The following is a 23,770-nucleotide window of genomic DNA, read 5'->3' as shown; positions in this document are numbered from 1 at the left end:
CCGGCTCGGAGGGAAGGGAAGACATGACAGGTCAGCACGGCTTTGAAATCGAGTGGTCGGAACTGCCCAAACCCGTCGATGACGGGGCGGCGGCACATCTGCCGGGCATGGTCTTGCCTGCCGTGGCGCTCCCCTCGACGGGCGGCGGCACGGTGGCGCTGGACCGGCTCCCGGGCACCGCGGTGCTCTATGTCTATCCCATGACCGGCACTCCCGGCGTCGCCCTGCCCGAAGGGTGGAACGACATCCCCGGCGCCCGGGGCTGCACCCCGCAATCCTGCGCCTTTCGCGACCATTTCGCGGATCTCCAGGCCGCTGGGGCAGCCCATGTCTTCGGGATCTCCACCCAGTCGCCCAGGGATCAGGCGGCGGCAGCGGCGCGGCTGCACCTGCCGTTCCCGCTGCTGTCGGATGCCGCCGGTGCCCTGACCCGCGCCCTGCGCCTGCCCACGTTCGAGGCCGATGGGATCACCTGCCTCAAGCGGCTGACCCTGATCGCGCGGGACGGGCGGATCGCCACGTGTTTCTACCCGGTCTTTCCGCCGGACCGGAACGCGGCGGAGGTCGAAAGCTGGCTCAAGGCCGCGCCAAACCGCTGACCACGGGCGGAAAAATCTCTTTGCAGTTGCGTGGTTTTGCCGCACTCTACCCCGGATTGCGCCGACCGGATGGCGGCGCGCGACACGGGGGATAAACATGTTCAAACGTACCTTGGCCGAATTCATCGGCACCTACTGGTTGGTTTTCGGCGGCTGCGGTGCCGCGTTGCTTGCGGCCGGCGTCCCCGAGGTGGGCATCGGTTGGGTCGGGGTCAGCCTGGCCTTCGGGCTGTCTGTCCTGACCATGGCCTATGCGGTGGGCGGCATTTCCGGCGGCCATTTCAACCCGGCCGTGACCCTGGGGCTGACCATCGCGGGTCGGTTCGAGGCCAAGGACATCCCGCCCTACTGGATCGCGCAGCTTCTGGGCGGGGCGGCGGCGGCGGGAACGCTGTTCGTCATCATGTCGGGCCAGGCGGAGTTCGCCAGCGTCGGCAGCTTTGCCTCCAATGGCTACGGCGTGGCCTCCCCGGGCGGGTTCGGCATGATGTCGGGCATGGTGGCCGAGGTGGTGCTGACGGCGGTCTTCGTGATTGTGATCCTCGGGGCGACCTCGCATATGGTGCCCGAAGGCTTCGCGCCCATCGCCATCGGGCTGTGCCTGACGCTGATCCACCTGATTTCGATCCCGATCACAAACACCTCGGTGAACCCGGCACGCTCCACCGCCATGGCGATCTATGCGGACGGCCCGGCTTTGGGCCAGCTCTGGCTCTTCTGGGCCGCACCGCTCGCGGGCGCGGTGATCGGGGCGCTGATCTGGGCGGCGCTCGACGAGGATTGATCTCGCGCAACGATTGACCCTGCCCGTGGGCAGGCTAAACCGGGCGGGCACCCAGACAGGAGCCCGCCCGTGGTCCGTTCCCCCCCGCCCTTTGCCCGTTTCGAATGGCTGATCGCCTGGCGCTACCTGCGGGCGCGCCGCTCCGAGGGCGGGGTGAGCGTGATGACCTGGATCAGCCTGGTGGGCATCACGCTCGCGGTCTTCGCCCTGATCGCGACGCTTGCCGTGCGCAGCGGGTTCCGGGCGGAGTTTGTCGACACCATCCTCGGCGCCAACGCCCATGTCACGGTATACGGCGCGATCTATGACGCCGAGACCGGGGCGACCTCCCGTCTGCTGACCGAGTACGCGGCGCGGACCGAGGCGCTGGCGGCGGTGCCCGGCGTGACCCGGGCCGCGCCGCTGATCCGGGGGCAGGTCATCACCACACATGACGGCCGCACGTCCGGGGTGGAGGTGTTCGGGCTGTCCGAGGGCGACCTGCGTTCCCTGCCCGGGATCGCGGCGGACGAGACCGCGCGGGGCGACCTCGACCGGTTCTCCGAAGGCATCGCCATCGGCTCCGGCGTGGCGCGGGAGCTGGGCGTGGGAGTAGGCGACATGATCCGGCTGATCTCGCCCGACGGGGTGAAGACACCCTTCGGGACCAGCCCGCGGGTCAAGGCCTATGAGGTGGTTTACGTGTTTTCGCTCGGCCGGTTCGACATCGACCGGACCCGGGTCTACATGCCCTTCGCCGAAGCTCAGGCGTTTTTCAACCGCGAGGGCGGAGCGGACGAGATCGAGGTGATGGTGACCGATCCCGAAAACCTCGACCGCTATACGCTGGGGCTGATGCAGGCGGCGGGGCAGGGGGCGCTCTTGTGGACCTGGCAGGACGCGTCGGGCGGGTTCCTGCGGGCGCTGGAGATCGAGGACAACGTGATGTTCATCATCATGTCGATCCTCGTGCTGATCGCGGCGATGAACATCATTTCGGGCCTCGTGATGCTGGTGAAGAACAAGGGCCGCGACATCGGGATCCTGCGCACCATGGGGCTGAGCGAGGGCGCGGTGCTGCGGGTGTTTTTCCTGTGTGGCGCGGCCACGGGGGTGATCGGAACCGCGCTTGGCGTGGTGCTCGGCTGCCTCTTCGCGATCTATATCGACCAGGTTTTTTCCTTTGTGAACTGGGCCTTGGGGGGTGGTGTCTGGGATCCGAGCATCCGGGGGATCTACAATGTGCCGGCCAAGCTGGAGTTTGGGGATGTCGCCTCGGCGGTGGCGCTGTCGCTGGGGCTGTCGTTCGTGGTGACGCTCTTTCCGGCGCGGCGGGCGGCGCGGATGAACCCGGTGGAGGCGCTGCGCTATGAGTGAGCCGGTGCTGGTCCTGGAGGGGATCACCAAGACCTACAATGCGGGCACGCCGGGGGAGATCGCGGTGCTGCGCGGCGCGTCCCTGACCGTGGCGCCGGGGGAGGTCGTGGCGCTCGTTGCGCCCTCGGGGTCGGGCAAGTCGACGCTCTTGCATATCGCGGGGCTGCTGGATGTGCCGGATGCGGGGACGGTGACGCTGGCGGGTACGGCGGTCGCGGGTCTGCCGGACCGGACACGCACCGGGCTGCGCCGTCGCGAGGTCGGATTTATATATCAATTTCATCACCTTCTGCCGGAATTCGATGCCGCCGAGAACGTGATCCTGCCGCAGCTTGCGGACGGGGTGCCGGAAGCCGACGCGCGGGCGCGGGCCGAAGGGCTGCTGCGCTCTGTGGGCCTTGGCGCGCGGCTGACGCACCGTCCCGCGGCGCTGTCGGGCGGGGAGCAGCAGCGGGTCGCGTTCTGCCGCGCGCTGGCCAATGCGCCCCGGGTTCTGCTGGCCGACGAGCCGACCGGGAACCTGGACCCTGCCACCTCGGACACGGTGTTCGACGCGATGATGGCGCAGGTGCGGGAGACCGGGCTGAGTGCGGTGATCGCGACCCACAACATGGCGCTGGCGGGCCGGATGGACCGGGTGGTGCGGATGGAAAACGGGATGCTTTCCGAGGCCTAGAGGGGGCGCCCGACAGGGGTCGGATCGGCGTCGGCCTTGCGTCGGCCATGTGTCGGGCAAGTGTCGGGCACCTTCGCACGGTGGGTTAGGGATTGGTTTACGATTGCGGTCCGGGGTTGGGGTGGCGGCGCCGGGGCGCGCCGGGGTGAAACCCCGGCCTACGGGCGGTGTGGGCGGTGTGCGCCGCGCGCCGCTTGGTGCGGGGTTTTGTGCGCAGGTGCAGGCCGGGGTTTCACCCCGGCATCGGGGCGTGCACCGCAGGCGTGCGCAGGTCGGTTGCACGATGCAATGCACCGTGCGGGAGGGGCCGACATTGCTCCGGTGGCGCCAAGCGCCCCAGCGCGGGACAAGGCCGGAGGGCGGTGCGTGATCCTAGCGTGCCGCGCAGCGGCACGCGTAGGCCGGCAGCGTATTGCGCAGCAATGCGCGAGAGGCGCCGACATTCCCCCTGTTTGGCTTTGTGCGTAGCGCGGGACAAGACCGCAGGCCGCCGCGTGATCCAAGCGTGCGCCTTTGGCGCGCGCGTAGGCCGGCAGCGTATTGCGCAGCAATGCGCGAGAGGGGCCGACATTCCCTCATTTCGGCTTATCCCCTAGCGCGGGACAAGGCCGGAGGCCGCCGCGCGATCGCCGACCCGCCCCCCGGGGCGGCGATTGGTTGGGGTTGGTGCTTAGTTCGGAGCGGGGAATGTGTTTGGCTGCCATAAAGCGCGCCGCTGGGCTGTTGGAACGCCACCCCGCGGGTCGGCGACCGCGCGGCTTGGTGTTTGGCGGGGAGGATGCTTCTGGGACGGTTGGAGTAGGGTTGCGAACCGGTTTCTGGCAGCAGCGGGTTAAACCCCGGGCTCGGACCCTTGTTGACCGGTTTGGTGAATGGACTAAGCGCCGAAGTGGCTGTCTCCGAGCTCAATCCCTTCTTTTTCGGCCTGCAATCTTACATAGCCGCGAAGCATAGGATCGGTGAACTCGTACCAGCCTGAACGGGATTTCCTTAAAAAACGCCGTTTCGAAAGGCTTTCAAGTGCATTCCGAATATCCTGTCCGTTGTTCTTGATCGTATTGTATCTAGGTCTTTCCGGCCGCTCCTTCATGATCTCTTCATAGTCAGTGCAGATCTGCTTGAATTGCTTTGCAAGATGAGGGCCGTTGGCCAAAGCAAACAAAAGTTCTATATACCGGTCAGTACCTTTCTGCACGGCGCTGTCATAAGCGGTTCTCAGTCTAGTCGCCGCCTTGTCTGAAGCATTGTTTAGCGCAGATTTAAAAAGATCATCCGAAACGTTTGAGGTAGAAATTTTATCCTCGAACATTCTCAGAAGAGTAGATTTCAAGATTAGATGTGCAAAGTGTGGGTAGCCGCAAGAGATCTGACTTATTCTTGTGCGTTGGCCCTTATGAAAGGATACGCCAAACTCTTCTTCTACGTCGGTCACAATCTCCCAAATTGCATCGTGAGACAGGGGGGCTAGCTCTACTCCTTGGACATATCTATCGATTGACTCATGGGCGCTCAACAGGTCGTCTAGATCACGCGTTACCCCGCAGAAGATAATCTTCGCCCGAGAGTTTCGAACTGACATTTGCTTGAGCATATCAGAAAGACATTGAAAAGTATCATCGTTCTCCAATCGGTCAAATTCATCGATTATCAAGCAAGGAGTAAGGTCAACATCGTCGCCCACTATTACTCTATCAATCAAACTGGCAGCTTGGTTTGGGCTTATCGTTTCGCCGACTTGAAAAAGATCAAGGGTTTCTCCTGCTATAGTCAAACCCAAAAAACTGAACTGCCCTTTGGCCTTGATGCTCTTTAGAATAGACGGATTTTTCTCCGTCGAGGCATCTAGAATGTCCTGAAGCAATGATCGAAAGGAGGTGTCTTTTCCGCAGGCAACCGCCGCGCGCAGCTCGACCACGTTGTCAAAAACAATGCAGGCGGTGTGGCCTACTGAGGTTTTGCCTATCCCGCGTGCGCCCCAGATAAACGGATGTGCGCCAGGAGTTTCAAAGGCATCGAGCATCTCCGCAAGAGTTTTTTCTCGCCCTTTGAGCTGCGCGGCCAGTTCAATGTGCCGGGACGGATGCAGAAGGTAATCAAGACGATTGCGAAACTCTTTCCGATCTATTCCTACAGAATTAGACATCCAACTCCTCCACGAACCGGGCGTTCTCCTGGATGTACTCGAAGCGCTTTTCTGGCTTCTTCCCCATCAGGCGCTCGACCAGATCCCCGGTCTCGCCGGGTTCGTCCTCGTCGATGCTCACGCGGATCAGTTTGCGGGTTTCGGGGTTCATGGTGGTGTCTTTGAGGTCCTTGGCGTCCATCTCGCCGAGGCCCTTGAAGCGGGAGACGTCGATCTTGCCTTTGCCGCCGAGGCCTTTTTCCAGCCAGGCGTCGCGTTCGGCCTCGTCGAGGCAATAGACCCGTTTCGCGCCTTGGGTCAGGCGGAAGAGAGGCGGGCAGGCCAGATAGAGGTGGCCCGCGTCGATCATCGGGCGCATCTGGGTGAAGAAGAAGGTCATCAGCAGGGACGCGATATGGGCGCCGTCCACGTCGGCGTCGGTCATGATGATGATCTTGTCGTAGCGCAGATCCTCGATGTTGAACTTGCTGCCGAGCCCGACGCCGAGGGCCTGGGTGAGGTCGCTGATCTCCTGGTTGGAGCCGAGTTTGGACGACGCCGCGCCGAGCACGTTGAGGATCTTGCCGCGCAGGGGGAGCAGGGCTTGGGTCTTGCGGTCGCGGGCCATCTTGGCGGAGCCGCCCGCGCTGTCGCCCTCGACGATGAACAGTTCCGTGCCCGCGCGGTTGGTGGCGGAGCAGTCCACCAGCTTGCCGGGCAGGCGCAGGCGCTTGGTGGCGGATTTGCGGGCGGTTTCCTTTTCCTGGCGGCGGCGGAGGCGCTCCTCGGCGCGCAGGACGAGGAAGTCGAGGATGGCGCCGGCGGATTTGGTGTCGGCGGCGAGCCAGTTGTCGAAGTGGTCGCGCACGGCGTTCTCGACCATGCGCTGGGCCTCGACCGTGGCGAGGCGGTCCTTGGTCTGGCCGACGAATTCCGGCTCCCGGATGAAGCAGGACACCAGCGCGCCCGCGCCGGTGGTCAGGTCCTCGCGGGTGATGGTGGCGGCCTTGCGGTTCGAGACAAGCTCGCCATAGGCCTTGATGCCCTTGAGGATGGCGGCCCAGAAGCCCGCCTCGTGGGTGCCGCCCTCCGGCGTGGGGACGGTGTTGCAGTAGGACTGGATGAAGCCGTCGCGGGCGGGGGTCCAGTTGATGGCCCATTCGACCTTGCCGGGGCGGCCGAATTTCTCGAAGGACACGGTGCCGGAGAACGGCGCGTCGGCATAGGTGGCGGCCTGGCCGAGGGTTTCGTTCAGGTAGTCGCTGAGCCCGCCGGGGAAGTGGAAGGTGGCCTCGGCGGGGGTGTCGCCGTCGTCGATGGCGGTTTTCCAGCGGATCTCCACGCCGGAGAAGAGGTAGGCCTTGGAGCGGGCCATCTTGAACAGGCGCGCGGGTTTGAGGGCGAGGGAGCCGAAGATCTCCGGGTCCGGGTGGAAGGTGACGGCGGTGCCGCGGCGGTTGGGGGCGGCGCCGATTTTCGCCAGTTTGCCCTGGGGGACGCCGCGGGAGAATTCCATGGCGTAAAGCTCGCGGTTGCGGGCGACTTCCACGCGCAGGTGGTCGCTGAGCGCGTTGACCACGGAGGAGCCGACGCCGTGCAGGCCGCCCGAGGTCTCGTAGCTGTCGCCGGAGAACTTGCCGCCCGCGTTGAGGGTGCAGAAGATCACCTCCAGCGCGGATTTGTCGGGGGTTTTCGGGTGCGGGTCGGTGGGGATGCCGCGGCCGTTGTCGCGCACGGAGACATGGCCGTTTTCGTGCAGCTCGACCTCGATCCAGGTGGCGTGGCCCGCGACCGCCTCGTCCATGGAGTTGTCGATGATCTCGGCGACCATGTGGTGCAGGGCGCGGTCGTCCTTGCCGCCGATATACATGCCGGGGCGCAGGCGGACATGTTCCATGTCCTCCAGCACCTGGATCGAGGAGGCGTCATAGGTGGCGGCGGTGTCGGCGCGCGCGCCCGAGAGAAGGTCGTTGGCCATGGGACTGCTCATTCTTGGTGTTTGCGCCAGTATGGCAGGGCGGGGGGGAGGTGGGAAGTGGCCGCGAGGGGCGAAGGGGGGCGGGGATGTCGCCGCCCGGGCGGGCAGGCGCACGACCTTGGGGGCTGAGGCCGGTGCGTCGGGTGAGCGCGGGGGCATCATTCGTCGCGGGGGCGATGATCGCCGCCCGGAGCGAGAGCGGCGAGTTCGCCGGTCGTGACGCGGTGCGCGACCAGGGGCGGTCTGCGGTTTGCGCGCCGGGTGTGGCGGTGGACGCCGAGTTCAGGTGCCGCTGGCGGGGCAATCGCGTGCGCGGGGTGGCGTGCCCGCCGCATGTGCGATTGGTCGCGACAAGTCCGTGCCGGCCACGTAAAGCCCGGGCCGGGCGGGGCGTGCAGGGCGCGGGGCGCAGGGCCGGAGGGGACGAATCACGGCCTCCAGGCTGGTGCGAGGGCGGCGGTTCGCGCGGGCCGCTAACGCGCCCTGCGCTGGGAACGCGGTCGAGACTGCTGCTTATTTGTGCAACTTTCGACCGCCTGCGCGTGAAGACTGCCGATTTGGCGCGGTGTTAAGACAATCTTTACAAAGTTTGACTTCCGCGGGCGCAGATGTGATAGTGATATTTGGTATTTGGACTACAACGAGTGGAAGTGTGACGATGACATTCAAGACAGGACTACTGGCGACCGCAACGGCGCTGGCCCTCGGGGCGGCACCGGTCTGGGCGGTTTCGATTTCGGTGCAGGAATTCGACGCGACCAGCTTTGGTTTCATCGAGGGGCTCGGCACGTTCAACGGAGAGGACTTCGAGAACCTCGGGCCGGGCGGCGGAGCGACCGTCGAGGGTCAGGTCGGCTTCCAGGGCTCGCCATTGTCCACCGCTGTGGGCAACTTCGAAACGGTCGGCGGCACAGGCGGTGGCGGGACCGTGACGGGAAGCGGCTTTCCAAATGATGGGACCGGGCTCGCCCTGCGCGACGGGACCGTGTTCGGACGCAGCAACAAGATTCCCACGACCGGGTCGTGGTTCCTCGACAGCAACGATACCCACGGGATCGAGTGGGATGTGTCCCTCGGGGGAGCTTCCTTCGACGCGATCTTTTTCACCCTGACCGATGGTAGCGACCAGGGCGCATTCCTTCGGATCGACGCGGGTGGCGGCAACACGTTCGAGCAACGCGTCGGTGGAAAACTGCCCGATGGGAATTCCAGCATCGTCGTGATCGAATTCAGTAGCGCAGTGACCGCTGCGGATATCGATTTCTTCAACTTCGAGTCGGATGGCGTGACCTTTCGCAAAGACGACGGTTTCTCGCTTGACGGTATGAGAGTGGGCATCGGTGGTCCGGGCTTCGGGGCGCCGCCCGCGCCGGTTCCGTTGCCGGCGTCTGGTCTGTTGCTGATCGGGGCGCTTGGAGCGGTGGCCTTGCGGGCACGCAAAGCCCGCGGCTGAGCTTCGGCCTTTTGAAAAATATAGAGCCGCTCACAGGGATGTGGGCGGCTTTTTTATGTCTTGTGCCCCGTGGTCGGGGGACCTGCGCGCCTTGTCAGGGCGTGGCAGGAGTTCTTGACTCGTGTCAAAGTCGGCGCTGCGCGAACCTGCTAGGCCGTCGGGGAACCTCAAGGAGCGCCTATGACCGACCAGACCCCGATCGCCGATCTTCCCAAGTCCGAGACCAAGTCCAACGGTCAGAGTGCCGCGGCGCCCGCGCGGAGCCCGTCGCCGAGCCCCGAGGCCGTGCGGCAGGCCTTTGAGACCGGGCGATATCCCTATCGCCGGAAGATGGCGCGCCGGGCCTACGAGGCCGAGAAGGCGCAGTTGCAGGCGGAGTTGCTGAAGGTGCAGCTCTGGGCGCAGGAGACCGGGCAGAAATTCGTGATGCTGTTCGAGGGGCGCGATGCCGCCGGCAAGGGCGGCACGATCAAGCGGTTCACCGAGCACCTGAACCCGCGCGCGGCCCGGGTCGTGGCGCTGAACAAGCCCACGGACGAAGAGCGCGGCCAGTGGTATTACCAGCGCTATATCGAGCATCTGCCGACCGCGGGCGAAATGGTGTTCTATGACCGGTCCTGGTACAACCGCGCCGGTGTGGAGCGGGTGATGGGGTTCTGCTCGCCCACGGAATACCTGGAATTCATGCGCCAGACCCCGGAATTCGAGCGCATGCTCACCCGGTCGGGCATCCGGCTTTACAAGTACTGGTTCTCGGTCACCCAGGCCGAGCAGAAGCGCCGGTTCGACAGTCGCGCGACCGATCCGCTGAAGCGTTGGAAGCTGTCGCCGATCGACAAGGCGAGCCTGAGCAAGTGGGACGAGTACACCGAGGCCAAGGAGGCGATGTTCTTCTACACCAACACCGCCGACGCGCCCTGGACCATCGTGAAGTCGAACGACAAGAAGCGCGCGCGGCTCAACTGCATGCGGCATTTCCTGTCGACGCTGGACTATCCGGACAAGGATTACGACATCGTGACCCCGGCCGATCCGCTGATCGTGGGCGGGGCGGGGCATGTGGTGCATTCGGCCGAGCATATCCTCGGCGCCTCGCTGCATCCCGATACCCGCCGCAGCAGTTGAGCGGCGATTGAGGTTGCGGGGCGGAGCGACTATCTTCGCCCCATGAAAGCTTTGCGCGCCTTTTGTGCGGTGTCCTGGCTCGCCCCTGCCTGGGTTGCAGCGGCGAGCCTTCCTGCGTTTGCCCATCCGCATATCTTCATCGATGCGGGCGCGACGCTCGTGTTCGACGAGGAAGGCCGGTTGGGGGCCGTGCGGATCGTGTGGGCCTACGATTCGCTGTTCTCGCTGGTGGTGGTGGAGGAGCAGGGCCTCGACCCGGATTTCGACGGTGTGCTGGAGCCCGGCGAGGCGGAGCAGCTGTCGGGCTTCGACATGAACTGGATCGAGGGTTTTGCCGGGGACAGCTATCTGCTGGCCGGGGGCGCGGAGGTGCCGCTGACCCGACCGTTGGAGTATGACGCGGCCTATGACGAGGGGCGGGTCGTGTCCACCCATCTGCGCGCGCTGGAGACGCGGGTCGCGGTGGGGGCGGAGCCGGTGATTTTGCAGATCTACGATCCGACATATTACACGTCCTACGAGATCAACCTGCCCGTGCGGCTGGAGAACGCGCCGGAGGGTTGCGTGGCGGAGGTTTACGTGCCCGACCCGGAGGCGGCGTCGGAGCAGCTGGTGGCGGCCTTGCAGGAATTCGCGGGCAGCGACGATCCGCTGTTCGAGGACGATTTTCCGGCGGTCGGGGATCTATTTGCCCATGAGGTGCGTGTCACATGCGGGCCCTAGGCGCGGGCGCGGCGCTGCTGCTGCTGGGGGGGCTGGCCTTCCTGCTCTGGGGCGGGGGCGGCGACGGGATCGCGCGCTGGGCCGCGAGCCAGCAGCGCGAGGTGCAGGACGCGCTGGCGGGGCAGTTGCGCGCGCTGCGGGTGGGCGAGGCGGGCGCGCTTGCGGGGTTCCTGGGGGTCTGTTTCGCCTATGGTTTCTTTCATGCGGCTGGGCCGGGGCACGGCAAGGTGGTGATCGGCGGCTACGGCGTGGCGCGGCGGATCTCGATGCTGCGGCTGTCGGGGGTGGCGTTGATCGCGAGCCTCGGGCAGGCGGCCACGGCGATCGTTCTGGTGGGCGTGGGCGCCTGGGTGTTCCAGGCGAGCACGGCGCAGCTGACGGGCGTGGCCGACGACTGGTTCGCGCCGGCGAGTGCGGCGGCGATCCTGGTGCTGGGCCTGTGGCTGGTCTGGCGCGGGGTGGCGCGGTTGCGCGCGGCGCGGCGGGTCGAGGCCCATCACCATGACCATCACGACCATCACCATGGGCACGACCACGATCACGACCACGATCACGACCATGGCCACGGCGACGGGGCTTGCGAGACCTGCGGTCATGCCCATGCGCCCGACGCGAGCGCGGTGCTGGCGGCGCGGGGCCCGCGGGAGATCCTGGCCCTGATCGGGGCGGTGGCGATCCGGCCCTGTACCGGCGCGCTCTTCGTGCTGATCCTGGGGCTGCGGTTGCAGATCGAGGCGGCGGCGGTGGCCGGTGTGGTCGCCATGGCGCTGGGCACGGCGAGCGTGACCGTGGCGGTGGCCGTGGCGGCGACGGGGCTGCGCGAGAGCAGCGCGCTGGCCTCCGGCGGCTGGAGCCAGGCGCGGCACCTGGGCAGCGTGCTGGAGATCGGGGCGGGGGTGCTGGTGGCGCTGCTGGCCTGGGGCCTGTTGCAGGCGGGGATGTAGGAGAGGCCCATGTGGAACGCGCGCTACGACCGGCCCGATTACCTGTTCGGGCGCGACCCGGCGGCGTTTCTGGTGGCCCAGGCGGGCCATATCCCGGACGCGTCGCGGGTGCTGGTGGTGGCCGATGGCGAGGGGCGCAATTCGGTGCACCTGGCCGGGTTGGGCCATGAGGTGACCGCCTTCGATGCGGCGCCCAACGCGGTGGACAAGGCGCGCAAGCTGGCCGCCGAGAAGGGCGTGGCGGTGGATTTCCACGAGGCGGACATCTTCGCCTGGGACTGGGCGGCGGCGCCGGTGGATGCGGTGGTCGCGATCTTCATCCAGTTCATGGGGCCGGGGCCGCGGGCAGAGGTGTTCGCCGGGCTCGATGCGGCGCTCAAGCCGGGCGGGGTGCTCTTGCTGCATGGCTATGCGCCGAGGCAGGTGGGCTACGGCACCGGCGGGCCCCCGGCGGAGGCGAACATGTACGAGCTGGAGATGCTGCGCGCGGCCTTCCCGGGCTACGCGGTGCTGCACGCGGCCGATTACGACGCGGAGATCGACGAGGGGCCGGGCCATTCCGGGCGCTCGGGGCTGATCGACTTCGTGGCGCGCAAGCCGGGCTGAGCGGCCTTGCCCGGGGGGGCGCCGTGATCTAAGGCCGGATCATGTCGCAGACGCTCACCTCCTTCGGCCATGCCCGCGCGATCCTGAAACTGGGTCTGCCGTTGATCGGCAGTCACATGGCGCAGATCGCGATTTCGGCCACGGATACGGTGATGCTCGGCTGGTATTCCGCCGAGGCGCTGGCGGCGGTGGTTCTGGGTTCGTCCTCGATCTTCTTTGCGTTGCTGATCGTGGGCTCGGGCTTTGCCTGGGCGGTGATGCCCATGGTGGCCAAGGCCGCGAGCGAGGGCGACGAGGTGCAGATCCGGCGGGTGACGCGGATGGGCTTCTGGCTGGTGCTGATCTTTGCCGCGGTGGTCACGCCGCCGATGCTGTGGTCGGCGCCCTGGCTGGTCGCGCTGGGGCAGGACCCGGGCACTGCGCAGCTGACCCAGGAGTACCTGCGGATCGCGGGGCTGGCGCTGGGTCCGGGGCTGCTGGTCATGGTGCTGAAGGGATATCTCTCGGCGCTGGAGCGGACGCAGGTCGTTCTCTGGGTCACGATCGGGGCGGCGGTGCTGAACGCGGGGCTGAATTACGTGCTGATCTTCGGGCGGCTGGGGATGCCGGAGCTGGGGATCCGGGGTGCAGCGCTGGCGTCCCTGAGCCTGCATCTGGTGTCGCTGGTGGCGCTGGTGATCTATGCCCGGCGCAAGCTGCCCGAGCATGACCTGTTCCGGCGGCTCTGGGTGCCGGACTGGTCGGCGTTCCGGGCGGTGTACCGGCTGGGCTGGCCGATCAGCGTCACGAGTTTCGCCGAGAGCGGGATGTTCGCGGCCTCGGCCATGATGATGGGCGCCATCGGGACCCTGCACCTGGCGGCCCATGGCATCGCGCTGCAGATGGTGGCGATCACCTTCATGGTGCATGTCGGCCTGAGCCAGGCGGCGACCGTGCGGGCGGGCCGGGCGCTGGGGCTCGGGGATGCGGCCGCACTCAAGCGCGGCGGGGCGGTGGCGATCGCCCTGTCGGCGGGGTTCTCTCTGTGCACGGTGGTGGTGTTCGTGACCATGCCGGAGGTTCTGATCGGGGCTTTCCTGTCGCCGGATGAGCCCGCGCGGGCCGAGATCCTGGGCATCGGGATTGCGTTGCTGTTCATGGCGGCCCTGTTCCAGTTCGCGGACGGAGCGCAGATCATGGCGCTGGGCCTGTTGCGCGGGGTGCAGGACACGCGGGTGCCCATGGTGATCGCGGCGCTGGCCTATTGGGGGGTGGGCTTGCCCGTGGGATTTGTCCTGGGGTTCTACACGCCGCTGGCCGGGGTCGGGATCTGGGCCGGGCTGGTGGTCGGGCTGGCGCTGGCGGCGATGTTGTTGATGTGGCGGTTCTGGGGGCGGCGCGGCTGGCAGGCGCGGGGTCTAGTGCGGGAGTAGCAGGGACAGGCCGCCCACGAGGATCAGGCTGAGCGCCCAGACCACGTCGAGGTTGAACCAGCTGCGCGACAGGAATTTCAGCCCCAGCCAGTGATAGACCCCGAGGGCGAGCGCGCCGCCCGCGAGTGTCATCGCCAGCGTGTGGGCGACGGCGACGGATGCGGCGATGGCGAGGTTGCCTTGCATCAGCGTGGCGGCGGCGGCGTGGCCCGCATCGCTGTCGAGGGTCTGGCAGATGCCGAGATAGATCGGCACCAGCATCAGGCCCGCCCCGTGGGCCATGGCCGCGAGGAAGGACCACAGTGCCAGGCGGCTGGGCGGGACGCGGGCGAGAAAGCGCGGATGGCGGCGGTTGATCAGCAGGTAGATCCCGAGCCCGATCACGAGGCAGGCGGCACCGATCTGGATCTGGCGCTGCCAGTCCACGAGAAACATCAGCACCGCGAAGGGAAAGAGCACCGCGACCATGGCCACCAGGTGGCCGAGCGCGAGGGCGACCAGCGCCTTGAACAAAGCGCCGGGCGTGCGGTCCATCAGGGCGGCGGACACCGCCAGCGGCCAGCCCATGCCCGGGTTGATCCCGTGGTAGAGGCCCGAAGCGACAACGGCCCCCCAGAGGGCCGTTGCGGTGGTCAGCGCGTCCACGTCTCAGACGGAGGGGTAGCAGAAGCTGTCGGTGGAGCAGTCCCCGCCTTCGAGGCGGATCTGGTGGCTGCGGTAGCCCTTGGGGAACTCCACGTAGAAATCCTTGTCCAGCGTCAGCCCGCCATTCTCGCCCACATGGGCCATGACCATCTGGCCGCCCTCCTCGCCCGGGTAGAACTGCTCGTCCCATGTGGAATAGAGCGAGTTCGTCCAGTAGACGCGCTTGCCGTCGCGGCTGATCTCGACCATCTGGGGGCCGAAGACGAAGGGCTTGCCGTTGGGGTGGGTGGTCCCGCGCCCGATGCCGCCCAGTGCGACCTTGCCCGCGAGCTTGGGGTGCATCGGGTCGGAGACGTCGTATTGGTGCATCTCGCCCAGGCCCCAGCAGGAGACGTAGAGGTACTTGTCATCGAGGCTCAGGTCGATGTCGGTGATCAGCGGCGGGACCGCCCCGAAGCCTTGCAGGAGCGGCGGCAGGTTCGCTGCGTCCTCGGGGCGGGGGTCGATGGTGAGGGTTTTCTTCGCCTCGAAACTGCCGTCGTCCTTCTGCCACCAGGTGAAGATCGCGCCTTGCAGGTTGGTGGTGTCCACCACCACGCCGCAGAAGCCGTAATCGCGGGACGGGTCGTGGGCGGGGCGGATTTCCAGCGCCATCTGGTGATTGGCGCCCAGGTCGATGGTCTGGACGTTCTTGCGTTGGCGCAGGTTCCAAAAATGGATGGAATGGCCGTACTTGTTGGCCAGCAGGTCCTCGGCGACGATCCCGTTCTCGAATTGCGGCGGCAGGCCCCATTCGGAGCTGACCATGTAGTCGCGCGGCAGGTTCCACCAGAAATCATAGTGCTTGTCCTGCTTGCCCCGGTCCATCTCGTAGCGGCCGAGGATCTCGAAGGTTTCGCAATCCATGATGAAGATGCCCGGCGGGCCGTCCATGCCGTCCGCGCCGCCGCCGCCCAGGGTCGAGACATAGATGCCTTCGGGGCCGCAATGGATGGTGTGGGGGCGGGAATAGCCGGTCTTGGCGAAGACCTCTTCGGGTTCGATGATCTTGTGGATCTTGGCCTTCAGCGGCTCCTTGACGTCGATGATGTAGATCCGGCTGGAGCGGATGCCCGGGATGATCAGGTAGCGCCGTTCGAGGAAGGCGTGCCCGCTGAGCGGGGAGAGCGACGAGGAACAGGCGTTCCAGCCGAAATGGTGAAACTCGTCGCCTGTATTGGGCATGATCACCTGGTGGACGATCTGACCGTAGGTTTCGGAGGCGGGGTTCACGTCGACCACCGCGAGCCCGTCCGGTTGCGCGCCATCGGGACTGAGCATCAGGGTGAAGGCCAGAGTTTCGGGCGGCGCCTCCATGGCGAGCTTGGGGGTGGCGTGGAATGTCGGGTCCGGTCTCAGGTTCATATGTGTCTCCTCCCATGTCCGGATGCGGTGCAAGTCTTGACCGTTACTTCCGCATCAGGCCGAAAGCGTGCCATGGATGGGGGATTCTGGGAAACAGTTTTGCATCAGGGCGCGGATCGGGCCGTTGTTCCGGTTTTCTGCGGTCTGGCGCAATATTGGTCCGGTCAGGGGCCGTCGCGCTCCTGGGCGGCGCGGGCGTTGTGTTCCATCCGGGCCAGCAGGTCGAAGGCGAGGCTGCGCTCCGTGGGGGTAAACCCGGCCAGCAGGGCCTCGTTGATATGGTCGTAGAAGCGCGCGAGGTGGTCCAGAGCCTGCCCCGCCGCGGTCACGGCAATTTGGACGCTGCGCCGGTCTTCGGGGTCCTTGCGCTTGACCAGCAGGCCGCGGTCTTCCATGCGATCGACGATCCGCGAGGTCGCGGGCAGGCCGGTGCCGACCCGCTCGGCCAGCAGGCCGATGCTGATCTCGCCTTCCCGCCACAGGCACGAGAGCACCACCCATTGCGGCAAGGACAGCCCGTGGGGCGCCAGCCAGGCCTGGCAGAGCGCGTTCATCTGGCCCGTGGTGAAGTTCAGTTGGCGCCCGAGGGAGGGCGGGAGCGGATTTTTGTTTGTCATGTAAATTAGTCTGTGTTTTAGTTTACGCGTAAACATTCATAGGCCGCCTCGGATCCGGGAGCAATCCTTGTTTGCCTCGACCGGTCCGGGGGCGGCACAAGGCACGGAGGAGACATGGATGGCAAAGAAGGTTCTGATGGTGGGCTGGCACCCGAGCGTGGTGGCGTATGGCAAGTGGCCGGGCTTGACGCCGGAGAAGCTCGAAGCCGGGTTGCGGGCCGATGCGGCGGCGTTGGAGGCGGCCGGGTATGAGACGGAGATCGGATTTATCCGGAGTGGTGAGACTGCCACCGACCAGGTGGCCACGCAGCTGCGCGAAACAGCCTATGACGTGGTGATGATCGGGGCGGGCGTGCGCCGGGATGACGAACATTTCCTGGTATTCGAGACCCTGGTGAACGTGGTGCATGAGCATGCGCCGCAAGCCCGGATCGCCTTCAATACCGGGCCGACCGATTCCAGGGCGGCGATCGAACGCTGGGCATAAGCCGGCCCGGGTCGCCGCGGTGCCTTCTAAGCAGGACCATGAAAAAGGCCGATGCGCTTGCATCGGCCTTTGACATGCAGGTGTTGGGCGAGATCGGCTCTTGCGCTTGCGGCGGCGCAGCGCGGCCGCACCCAGAAGGCCGGAGCCCGGCAAAAGGGCGCTCGTCCGCGGTTGTCCCCGCGGCGGCGGTGCCGAACGCAGGGCCGTGACGCGCACGGAGCCGATGTCGAATCCGGCGCCGGAGGTCGGGTCGAGGGTGTTGACGGCGCCGATCTCGACGAACTTGGCGTCGTCGGTGCCGCGCCGCTGGCTGCGAAGGACACCCGCGATCACGGTGCCTGTCAGAATGTGTTCATGGCGGCCCTTGGGAGACCCGTCAGACACAGGTGAGGATGTCACGGATAAGGCGCCAGTCTCGGGAGAGGGCGGAATTGTTGCCCCCCGTGCGGCGTGGTGGGACATGTGCGCGCCACCGGGTGGAGGGTTGGCACGCGCTGGCTTCTAGCTGCGCAGTCGTCGGACCCGGATATGGGTGCCGCCGACCACGGCGGCCCAGAGCGCCAGCAGCGGTGTCCAGCCGGTTGCGGCCAGGGGCAGGACCAGCGCGCCGGCCCCGACCGCGACCAGGTCCCGGGTCTGCCAGCCATCGGCCAACAGGTCCGGCAGCAGGCCCAGAAGGCTGCCCAGCATCCCGGCGATGGTTGCGGTGACGATCCCGCCGAGCCCGGCCAGCAGCCAGCCGCCGAGCCCCTGTCGCCCGAACAGCCCCGACAGCAGCGCCCCGCAGAGCGCGCCGCCCGCCGCCATCGCCACCAGGTAGCGCAGCACCAGCCCCCAGGGCAGTTCGGCCTGCAGCGTTGCCATGAGACCGCCGAAATCCTCGGCCAGAAAGACGATGAAGAGCAGCGCGCTGCTCAGGGCCATCATGCCGGCCACGAGTTTGCGGGGGCTTGCGGCGGGTGCCGGGGCTGGCGGGGTGGACATGGCGGTCTCCTTCGGCGGGGGCGGTGTCAGTCGTCCTTGGGACGTGCCGCCATCACCCGGTCGGCCTTCTTGCGCACCAGCAGGCTGCGCAGGTCGTGCATGGTCAGCAGCAGGGTGTCGGTGATCTCTTCGAGCTCGTCATCCGTGGCGCGGGACTGGACCCATTGCGCAGTGTGGTTGAGAAAATCCACCGTTCGGTGCACGTCGTCCATGTGGCGCGCATCGAGCACGGCGCGGCGGGTCTCGATCCAGGCTTCGATCTCGGTGCGCTCGGTGTCGGAGATGTCCTTGTTGTTCTGCACCTTGATGTCGCCATTGCGGATGTTCACCGTGGCGACCTGCGTCATGTCGAGCCGGTTCTGACGGGTTTCGGCGGTCACCCGAAACACTGTCGCGCCGTTCTCCTTCACCCGGAAGTAGAGGTTGGGTAGGGACAGGGACACCGCCGCCTCAGCTGAGCCCTGCGCAGAAGTCCTGGATGCGGGTACAGGCTTCGGTCAGGGCGTCGTCGGAGGTGGCGTAGCTGACCCGGAAATTGGGGCTGAGCCCGAAGGCCGCTCCGAAGACCACGGCGACGCCTTTTTCCTCCAGCAGGGCCTTGGCGAAGGCCTCGTCATCGGTGATCTTGGTGCCCCCGGCGGAGGTCTTGCCGATGCAGCCCGCGATGGAGGGATAGACGTAGAACGCGCCCTCTGGTTTCGGGCAGCTGATCCCCTGGGCGTCGTTGAGCATGCCGACCACCAGGTCGCGGCGGCGTTTGAAGGTCTTGTTGTTCTCGGGGATGTAGTCCTGGGTGCCGTCGAGGGCCTCGACCGCGGCCCATTGGCTGATCGAGCAGGGGTTGGAGGTGGACTGGGACTGGATCTTGCGCATCGCGCCGATCAGCTCCTTGGGGCCCGCGGCATAGCCGATCCGCCAGCCGGTCATGGCATAGGCCTTGGAGACCCCGTTGCAGGTCAGGGTGCGGTTGTAGAGTTTCGGCTCCACCTGGGCGGGGGTGGCAAACTCGAAATCGTCATAGACCAGGTGCTCGTACATGTCGTCGGTCATCACCCAGACATGGGGGTGGCGCAGCAGCACATCGGTCAGTTCCTTGAGCTCGGCGGCGGTGTAGCCCGCCCCGGTGGGGTTCGACGGCGAGTTGAAGATGAACCACTTGGTGCGGGGCGTGATCGCCGCCTCCAGCTGGTCGGCGGTCAGCTTGAAGCCGGTCTGGATCGAGGCCTCCGCGATCACCGGCTCGCCGCCCGCCAGGAGCACCATGTCCGGGTAGCTCACCCAGTAGGGCGCGGGGATGATCACCTCGTCGCCGGGGTTCATGGTCGCCATCAGCGCGTTGATCAGGATCTGCTTGCCGCCATTGGCCACGGTCACTTGCGTGGTGTCATAGTCCAGGCCATTGTCGCGCTTGAACTTCGCGACGATCGCCTTTTTCAGCTCGGGGATGCCGTCCACGGCGGTGTATTTCGTTTTCCCGGCATCGATGGCCGCTTTTCCGGCATCCTTGATGTTCTGGGGCGTGTCAAAATCAGGCTCACCGGCGCCGAGACCGATCACGTCCCGCCCGGCGGCCTTGAGCTCGTTTGCCATGTTGGTCACCGCGATGGTCGGCGACGGTTTGACACGGGCGAGAGAGGTCGAAAGGAAGGACATTTCAGGGGACTCCGGTTTGCATAACCCGGGTCCATGTCTTAGGCTTGCGGCATCTGCCAATCAAGCCGAAACGCAAGGGAGCGGAGCGCAATGCCCGAAGACCAGGACTGGTATTCCGAAGCGACGGCCACCTTCGGGGACAGGCTCGCCGGGGCCCGGGAGGCGGTGGGGCTGACCCAGGCGCAACTGGCCAAGCGGCTGGGCGTGAAGGCCAAGACCCTGCGCGACTGGGAAGAGGATCTGTCGGAGCCGAGGGCGAACCGGATCCAGATGCTCTCGGGGCTGCTCAACGTGTCCCTGAGCTGGCTGATGACCGGGGAGGGCGAGGGGATCGACGCGCCCGATCTCGGCAGCGACATGCCCGGGGATGTGCGCGCCGCCCTGACCGAGCTGCGCCAGGTGCAGGCGGAGATGACGCGCCTGAGCGGGCGCATGGCCCGGCTGGAAAAACGGTTGCGCAAGAGCCTGGAGAATGCGCCATGAGCGAATTTCACCTGACCGAAGCCGCCATGGGGGTCGTCACCCCCAACGAGACCCCGGAGGCCCGGATCAAGCGCATGAAGATCCGCGCCTGGCGCCGGGGGATCAAGGAAATGGACCTGATCCTCGGGCCTTACGCGGACACGCACCTCGCCGGGATGAGCGAGGCCGAGCTCGACGCGTTCGACGCGCTGCTGAAGGAAAACGACCAGGATCTCTATCAATGGGTCTCCGGGCAGGCCGCGCCACCGGAGCGGTTCGCGGCACTGGTGACGCGGTTGGGACAGACCGGCCGGTGACGGACCCGGGCAGGTTTTTTTGATTTTTCCGACAATAGAAGCGTTTGCATTAAGGGATTGTTGGGGAAATTCCCCGAGTGTCGGCCTCAGGTACTGATACTCGGAGAATGACATGAGCTTGCACGCGCGACTGGAAGACGCCCCCGATCTCGGTGTTCTGACCGGGTATCTCGAAAGCTTGTCGCTTGTGGAACGTCTCCATCGTCTGCTGCTCGATGTGATCAAGGACGAGTTCGAGCGGGTCGGTGTGCTGGAGATCAACGCGGTGCAGGCGCTGCTGCTCTACAATATCGGCGATAACGAGGTCACGGCGGGGGAGCTGAAATCCCGCGGCTATTATCAGGGCTCCAACGTTTCGTACAACCTCAAGAAGCTGGTGGAGATGGGCTACATGCATCACCAGCGCAGCGAGATCGACCGTCGGTCCGTCCGGGTGCGCCTGACCGAGGAGGGGCACAAGGTGCGCCGGGTGGTCGGCGACCTGTTCGCGCGCCATGCAAGCGGGTTGGAAAGCAAGGGCGTTCTGGGGCGCGAAAGTCTCGAAGAGATCAACACCGCCCTGCGGCGGATGGAGCGGTACTGGGCCGACCAGATCCGCTACATCTACTGAGAGGGCGCGGAATGGACCTGGTGATGACCGGTGTGCTCTGGCTGGGCGCGGTTGCGTGCCTCGGGGCTGCCCTCGCGCTCAGCGCGGCCCGGAGGCCAGCTCCGAGAATTGCAATACGCGTATCTCGCGCAGCAGCTTGCGACGCATCGCCATCTCGAACCCTTCGAAGCCCAGGGCAACCTCGGTAAACGCGCCCGGACCCCGGATCACGTGGCGCTGGAAATAGGCGACCATCTCCCCGATATGGGCATTGCGCCGGGTGGCGTCGGTGCCGGACCCCGCGCCGATGACCAAACCGTTGATGGTGATCCCGTCGAGGCGCGGATCCTGCGCCAGCATGCCCGGGGTCGGCCCGTCATTGTTCTTGCCATCCCCCGACAGATCCAGCGTCTTGCGCCAGCAATCGGCCACCTGCCCGAAGGCGCGGGCGGCAAAGAGCGCGGCCCCGCCGATCGCCGTGGCGTTCTCGTTGCGCGGCCCGGAGGGAGCGGCCAGCACCGAGGCCGCAGCGCGCAGATCGTCCCGGGACCGGATCGGGGTCCAGGGCAGCAGGACCGTCTGGCTGCGATAGCCGCTCCACTCGAAGATCATCAGCGTCACGGGGGCATCGGGCAGGGCGGTGAAGGCCGCGACCACCGCCGGGTCGAGCAGGGCATGGGCGAGGCCATCCCGTTGCAGGCGGTATTCGGCGGCGTCGACCGAGGCCGACACATCCATCCCGAGCGCCAGCGCCTGCCGACAGGGGGTCTCGGCCCGGGCCAGGCCCGGCCCGAGCCCGACAAGGGCGGCGAGCGCCAGGGCCACCGCGCGCATCATCCTACCAGTGCCCGGTGTTTTCCATTTGCGCCCAGGGCTCGGCCGGGGGCAGGGCATCGCCTTTCTGCAGAAGCTCGATCGAGACGTTGTCGGGCGAGCGCACGAAGGCCATGTGTCCGTCCCGCGGCGGGCGGTTGATGGTCACGCCCGCGTCCATCAGGCGCTGGCACAGCCCGTAGATGTCGTCGGTCAGGAAGGCGAGATGCCCGAAATGACGGCTGTCGCTCGGCAGGCCCTCATCCCCGTCCCAGTTATAGGTCAGCTCCAGCGGCGGCGCGCCGGTGTCGCCCGGGGCCTTCAGGAACACCAGGGTGAAGCGGCCCTGTTCGCTGTCGCGGCGGCGGACCTCTTCGAGGCCGAGCAGCTTGTAGAAGGCGAGGGAGGTGTCCAGGTCCTTTACGCGGACCATGGTATGATAGAATTCCAGCATGAGTCTTGTCCGTTAGTTCCGGTGCCCAACAGGTAGCCGGAACCGGGGGCGGAGCAAGCCGGACCCGGGTTATCCACAAGATTCTGTGGGGTGCAGCACGCACGAACACATTTTGTGGTAGAAATCCCGGTCCGAATCCACAGAATGTAGATATGTCAGGAAAAGAGGCGCTTCCCATGAACGACCAGGCCGACACGCCCCAGACACCCGAGGCCGAGATCGCGGCCCTGCGCTCCAACCCGCAGCCGACCCTTCGGGCGGTCGCCCCGGGGATGGAGGCGCATCTCTATACGCCGCAGCCGGTGCTGGACCACGGCTTCGTGCGGGTGGTGGATTACATGGGCGACGACGCGGCGATCGTGCAGGCGGCGCGGGTCAGCTACGGCGCGGGCACCAAGAAGGCGCGCGACGACAGCGGGCTGATCCGGTACCTGATGCGGCACTGGCATTCGACGCCGTTCGAAATGTGCGAGATCAAGCTGCATGTGAAGCTGCCGGTCTTCGTGGCGCGCCAGTGGATCCGGCACCGCACGGCGAATGTGAACGAGTATTCCGCACGGTATTCGGTGCTGGACAGGGAGTTCTACATCCCCGCGCCGGAACAGCTCGCCGCCCAGTCCCGGGTGAACAACCAGGGGCGCGGCGAGACCCTGCAGGGCGCGGAGGCCGAGCGGGTGCTGCGGCTTCTGAAGGAAGACAGCATGCGGGCCTATGACCATTACGAGGACATGCTGAGCCAGGACGGCCAGCAGGGCCTGGCGCGGGAGTTGGCGCGGATGAACCTGCCGGCCAATGTCTATACCCAGTGGTACTGGAAGGTGGACCTGCACAACCTGTTCCATTTCCTGCGGCTGCGGGCCGATGCCCATGCGCAGTACGAGATCCGGGTCTATGCGGATGCGATTTGCGAGATGGTGAAGGACTGGGTCCCGGCGGCCTATGCCGCGTTCGAGGATTACCGGATGGGCGCGGTGCAGCTGAGCGCCAGGGGCGTCGATTGCCTGAAGCGGCGGCTTGCAGGCGAAACCGTCACCCAGGAGAATTCCGGCATGAGCAAGGGTGAGTGGCGCGAGTTCGAGGCCGTCTGGGGCTGAGCCCGCCGGCGATCTGGACAGGTGCTTGGGCCGAAGCGCGGACGCTTCGGGTCTTGGTGCATGCGGGGCTGGAGGGGGAGGGTCGTGTCAGCCCACGACCTTCAATTCGGTCGCGGAGGACCTGCCGTCTCGGCCTTCCCTGAGCTCATATTCGATCTTGGTATTGTCGGCCAGGCCCGTCAGGCCGGCCCGTTCCACGGCCGAGATGTGCACGAACACATCCTTGCCGCCTTCGTCGGGTGCGATGAACCCGTAACCCTTGGTTGTATTGAACCACTTCACGGTGCCAGTCGGCATGTCCGCGTCTCCCTTCTCGGTAGTCCTCAGATGCCGAAGGCATCGTTTTGCTGGTTTTCGTATCCGGGTCCGCGCCCCGGGCAGGGTGCAAATGCGCCTTGAAACCAAGGTCATTTACAAAATTACACGTGGGTCGCCCGTTTCATAAGTCAAAGAAAATTTGGGCTTGAGCCGCG

At 66.1% G+C, this 23,770-nt stretch carries 26 protein-coding genes; 15 read left to right on the top strand and 11 right to left on the bottom strand.

What is annotated here, in order from left to right; all coding sequences use genetic code 11:
- Positions 1 to 23: 23 nt before the first annotated feature.
- From PVW48_RS15915 to PVW48_RS15900, 4 genes are all read left to right on the top strand, one after another.
- Positions 24 to 599, top strand: coding sequence for a peroxiredoxin (locus PVW48_RS15915; RefSeq protein ID WP_274582028.1), 576 nt, complete (start codon positions 24 to 26; stop codon positions 597 to 599).
- Positions 600 to 696: 97 nt separating this feature from the next.
- A complete protein-coding gene (aqpZ, locus tag PVW48_RS15910) occupies positions 697 to 1,383 on the top strand; it encodes an aquaporin Z (protein ID WP_274582027.1) in 687 nt (228 codons plus the stop codon).
- A 69-nt stretch (positions 1,384 to 1,452) separates the two neighbouring features.
- Entirely contained in the window at positions 1,453 to 2,739 is a 1,287-nt protein-coding gene (locus PVW48_RS15905) for a lipoprotein-releasing ABC transporter permease subunit (protein WP_274582026.1), read from the top strand.
- Positions 2,732 to 3,415, top strand: coding sequence for an ABC transporter ATP-binding protein (locus PVW48_RS15900; RefSeq protein ID WP_274582025.1), 684 nt, complete (start codon positions 2,732 to 2,734; stop codon positions 3,413 to 3,415). The genes PVW48_RS15905 and PVW48_RS15900 overlap by 8 nt, the downstream gene beginning before the upstream one ends.
- A gap of 877 nt (positions 3,416 to 4,292) precedes the next feature.
- Here the strand turns inward: PVW48_RS15900 and PVW48_RS15895 are convergent.
- Entirely contained in the window at positions 4,293 to 5,558 is a 1,266-nt protein-coding gene (locus PVW48_RS15895) for an ATP-binding protein (RefSeq protein ID WP_274582024.1), read from the bottom strand.
- The gene (parE, locus tag PVW48_RS15890; protein WP_274582023.1) at positions 5,551 to 7,515 is read right to left on the bottom strand and encodes a DNA topoisomerase IV subunit B; all 1,965 of its coding nucleotides are present in this window, start codon (positions 7,513 to 7,515) and stop codon (positions 5,551 to 5,553) included. Before parE ends, PVW48_RS15895 begins: the two co-directional genes overlap by 8 nt.
- 652 nt (positions 7,516 to 8,167) lie before the next feature.
- Between parE and PVW48_RS15885 the strand changes: the two genes are divergently transcribed.
- The 6 genes from PVW48_RS15885 to PVW48_RS15860 all read left to right on the top strand — a co-directional run bounded on the left by PVW48_RS15885 (position 8,168) and on the right by PVW48_RS15860 (position 13,778).
- Entirely contained in the window at positions 8,168 to 8,968 is an 801-nt protein-coding gene (locus PVW48_RS15885; protein WP_274582022.1) for a hypothetical protein, read from the top strand.
- Between the two features lie 180 nt (positions 8,969 to 9,148).
- On the top strand, positions 9,149 to 10,093 hold the full coding sequence (ppk2, locus tag PVW48_RS15880; protein WP_012177428.1) for a polyphosphate kinase 2: 945 nt from the start codon (positions 9,149 to 9,151) through the stop codon (positions 10,091 to 10,093).
- 42 nt (positions 10,094 to 10,135) lie between these two features.
- Complete coding sequence (locus tag PVW48_RS15875) at positions 10,136 to 10,816, top strand: DUF1007 family protein (protein WP_274582021.1); 681 nt, start codon at positions 10,136 to 10,138, stop codon at positions 10,814 to 10,816.
- A complete protein-coding gene (locus tag PVW48_RS15870; protein ID WP_012177430.1) occupies positions 10,804 to 11,760 on the top strand; it encodes a nickel/cobalt transporter in 957 nt (318 codons plus the stop codon). Before PVW48_RS15875 ends, PVW48_RS15870 begins: the two co-directional genes overlap by 13 nt.
- A 9-nt stretch (positions 11,761 to 11,769) precedes the next feature.
- Entirely contained in the window at positions 11,770 to 12,366 is a 597-nt protein-coding gene (locus PVW48_RS15865; RefSeq protein WP_012177431.1) for an SAM-dependent methyltransferase, read from the top strand.
- Between the two features lie 41 nt (positions 12,367 to 12,407).
- Positions 12,408 to 13,778 carry an MATE family efflux transporter gene (locus tag PVW48_RS15860; protein ID WP_012177432.1) on the top strand — a complete coding sequence of 457 codons (1,371 nt, stop codon included), beginning with the start codon at positions 12,408 to 12,410 and terminating at the stop codon, positions 13,776 to 13,778.
- Here the strand turns inward: PVW48_RS15860 and PVW48_RS15855 are convergent.
- From PVW48_RS15855 to PVW48_RS15845, 3 genes are all read right to left on the bottom strand, one after another.
- Positions 13,764 to 14,423 carry a hypothetical protein gene (locus PVW48_RS15855; RefSeq protein ID WP_274582020.1) on the bottom strand — a complete coding sequence of 220 codons (660 nt, stop codon included), beginning with the start codon at positions 14,421 to 14,423 and terminating at the stop codon, positions 13,764 to 13,766. The genes PVW48_RS15860 and PVW48_RS15855 overlap by 15 nt on opposite strands.
- A gap of 3 nt (positions 14,424 to 14,426) precedes the next feature.
- Entirely contained in the window at positions 14,427 to 15,827 is a 1,401-nt protein-coding gene (locus tag PVW48_RS15850; protein ID WP_012177434.1) for a selenium-binding protein SBP56-related protein, read from the bottom strand.
- Between the two features lie 164 nt (positions 15,828 to 15,991).
- A complete protein-coding gene (locus tag PVW48_RS15845) occupies positions 15,992 to 16,444 on the bottom strand; it encodes a MarR family winged helix-turn-helix transcriptional regulator (RefSeq protein ID WP_274582019.1) in 453 nt (150 codons plus the stop codon).
- A gap of 118 nt (positions 16,445 to 16,562) precedes the next feature.
- Between PVW48_RS15845 and PVW48_RS15840 the strand changes: the two genes are divergently transcribed.
- Positions 16,563 to 16,931 (top strand): hypothetical protein, encoded by a 369-nt coding sequence (locus PVW48_RS15840; protein WP_274582018.1) that lies wholly within the window; start codon positions 16,563 to 16,565, stop codon positions 16,929 to 16,931.
- A gap of 501 nt (positions 16,932 to 17,432) precedes the next feature.
- Here PVW48_RS15840 and PVW48_RS15835 read toward each other — a convergent pair.
- The 3 genes from PVW48_RS15835 to PVW48_RS15825 are packed head-to-tail and all read right to left on the bottom strand — an operon-like array spanning position 17,433 to position 19,568.
- Positions 17,433 to 17,915, bottom strand: a complete 483-nt coding sequence (locus tag PVW48_RS15835) for a hypothetical protein (protein WP_012177437.1) — start codon at positions 17,913 to 17,915, stop codon at positions 17,433 to 17,435.
- A gap of 26 nt (positions 17,916 to 17,941) precedes the next feature.
- Positions 17,942 to 18,358: a hypothetical protein gene (locus PVW48_RS15830; protein ID WP_274582017.1), complete on the bottom strand. Its 417-nt coding sequence runs from the start codon at positions 18,356 to 18,358 to the stop codon at positions 17,942 to 17,944.
- A gap of 7 nt (positions 18,359 to 18,365) precedes the next feature.
- Positions 18,366 to 19,568, bottom strand: coding sequence for a pyridoxal phosphate-dependent aminotransferase (locus PVW48_RS15825; RefSeq protein WP_012177439.1), 1,203 nt, complete (start codon positions 19,566 to 19,568; stop codon positions 18,366 to 18,368).
- Positions 19,569 to 19,658: 90 nt separating this feature from the next.
- Here PVW48_RS15825 and PVW48_RS15820 point away from each other — a divergent pair, with 90 nt between their 5' ends.
- The 3 genes from PVW48_RS15820 (at position 19,659) to PVW48_RS15810 (ending at position 20,957) form a co-directional block, all read left to right on the top strand.
- Positions 19,659 to 20,051, top strand: coding sequence for a helix-turn-helix domain-containing protein (locus PVW48_RS15820; RefSeq protein WP_012177440.1), 393 nt, complete (start codon positions 19,659 to 19,661; stop codon positions 20,049 to 20,051).
- A complete protein-coding gene (locus PVW48_RS15815; protein ID WP_012177441.1) occupies positions 20,048 to 20,347 on the top strand; it encodes a succinate dehydrogenase assembly factor 2 in 300 nt (99 codons plus the stop codon). The genes PVW48_RS15820 and PVW48_RS15815 overlap by 4 nt, the downstream gene beginning before the upstream one ends.
- A 112-nt stretch (positions 20,348 to 20,459) precedes the next feature.
- On the top strand, positions 20,460 to 20,957 hold the full coding sequence (locus tag PVW48_RS15810) for a MarR family winged helix-turn-helix transcriptional regulator (protein WP_012177442.1): 498 nt from the start codon (positions 20,460 to 20,462) through the stop codon (positions 20,955 to 20,957).
- A 78-nt stretch (positions 20,958 to 21,035) separates the two neighbouring features.
- Here PVW48_RS15810 and PVW48_RS15805 read toward each other — a convergent pair whose 3' ends face one another.
- The gene (locus PVW48_RS15805; RefSeq protein WP_274582016.1) at positions 21,036 to 21,773 is read right to left on the bottom strand and encodes a DUF1194 domain-containing protein; all 738 of its coding nucleotides are present in this window, start codon (positions 21,771 to 21,773) and stop codon (positions 21,036 to 21,038) included.
- Between the two features lies 1 nt (position 21,774).
- Positions 21,775 to 22,203: a VOC family protein gene (locus tag PVW48_RS15800; protein WP_012177444.1), complete on the bottom strand. Its 429-nt coding sequence runs from the start codon at positions 22,201 to 22,203 to the stop codon at positions 21,775 to 21,777.
- Positions 22,204 to 22,379: 176 nt separating this feature from the next.
- Between PVW48_RS15800 and thyX the strand changes: the two genes are divergently transcribed.
- Positions 22,380 to 23,297 (top strand): FAD-dependent thymidylate synthase, encoded by a 918-nt coding sequence (gene thyX, locus PVW48_RS15795; protein WP_274582015.1) that lies wholly within the window; start codon positions 22,380 to 22,382, stop codon positions 23,295 to 23,297.
- A gap of 87 nt (positions 23,298 to 23,384) precedes the next feature.
- Here thyX and PVW48_RS15790 read toward each other — a convergent pair whose 3' ends face one another.
- Entirely contained in the window at positions 23,385 to 23,594 is a 210-nt protein-coding gene (locus PVW48_RS15790) for a cold-shock protein (protein WP_012177446.1), read from the bottom strand.
- Between the last annotated feature and the right edge of the window lie 176 nt (positions 23,595 to 23,770).

This window comes from Dinoroseobacter sp. PD6 (assembly GCF_028807315.1).
Classification (GTDB): Bacteria; Pseudomonadota; Alphaproteobacteria; order Rhodobacterales; family Rhodobacteraceae; genus Dinoroseobacter; species Dinoroseobacter shibae.
This window is presented reverse-complemented; position numbering and strand designations above follow the sequence as displayed.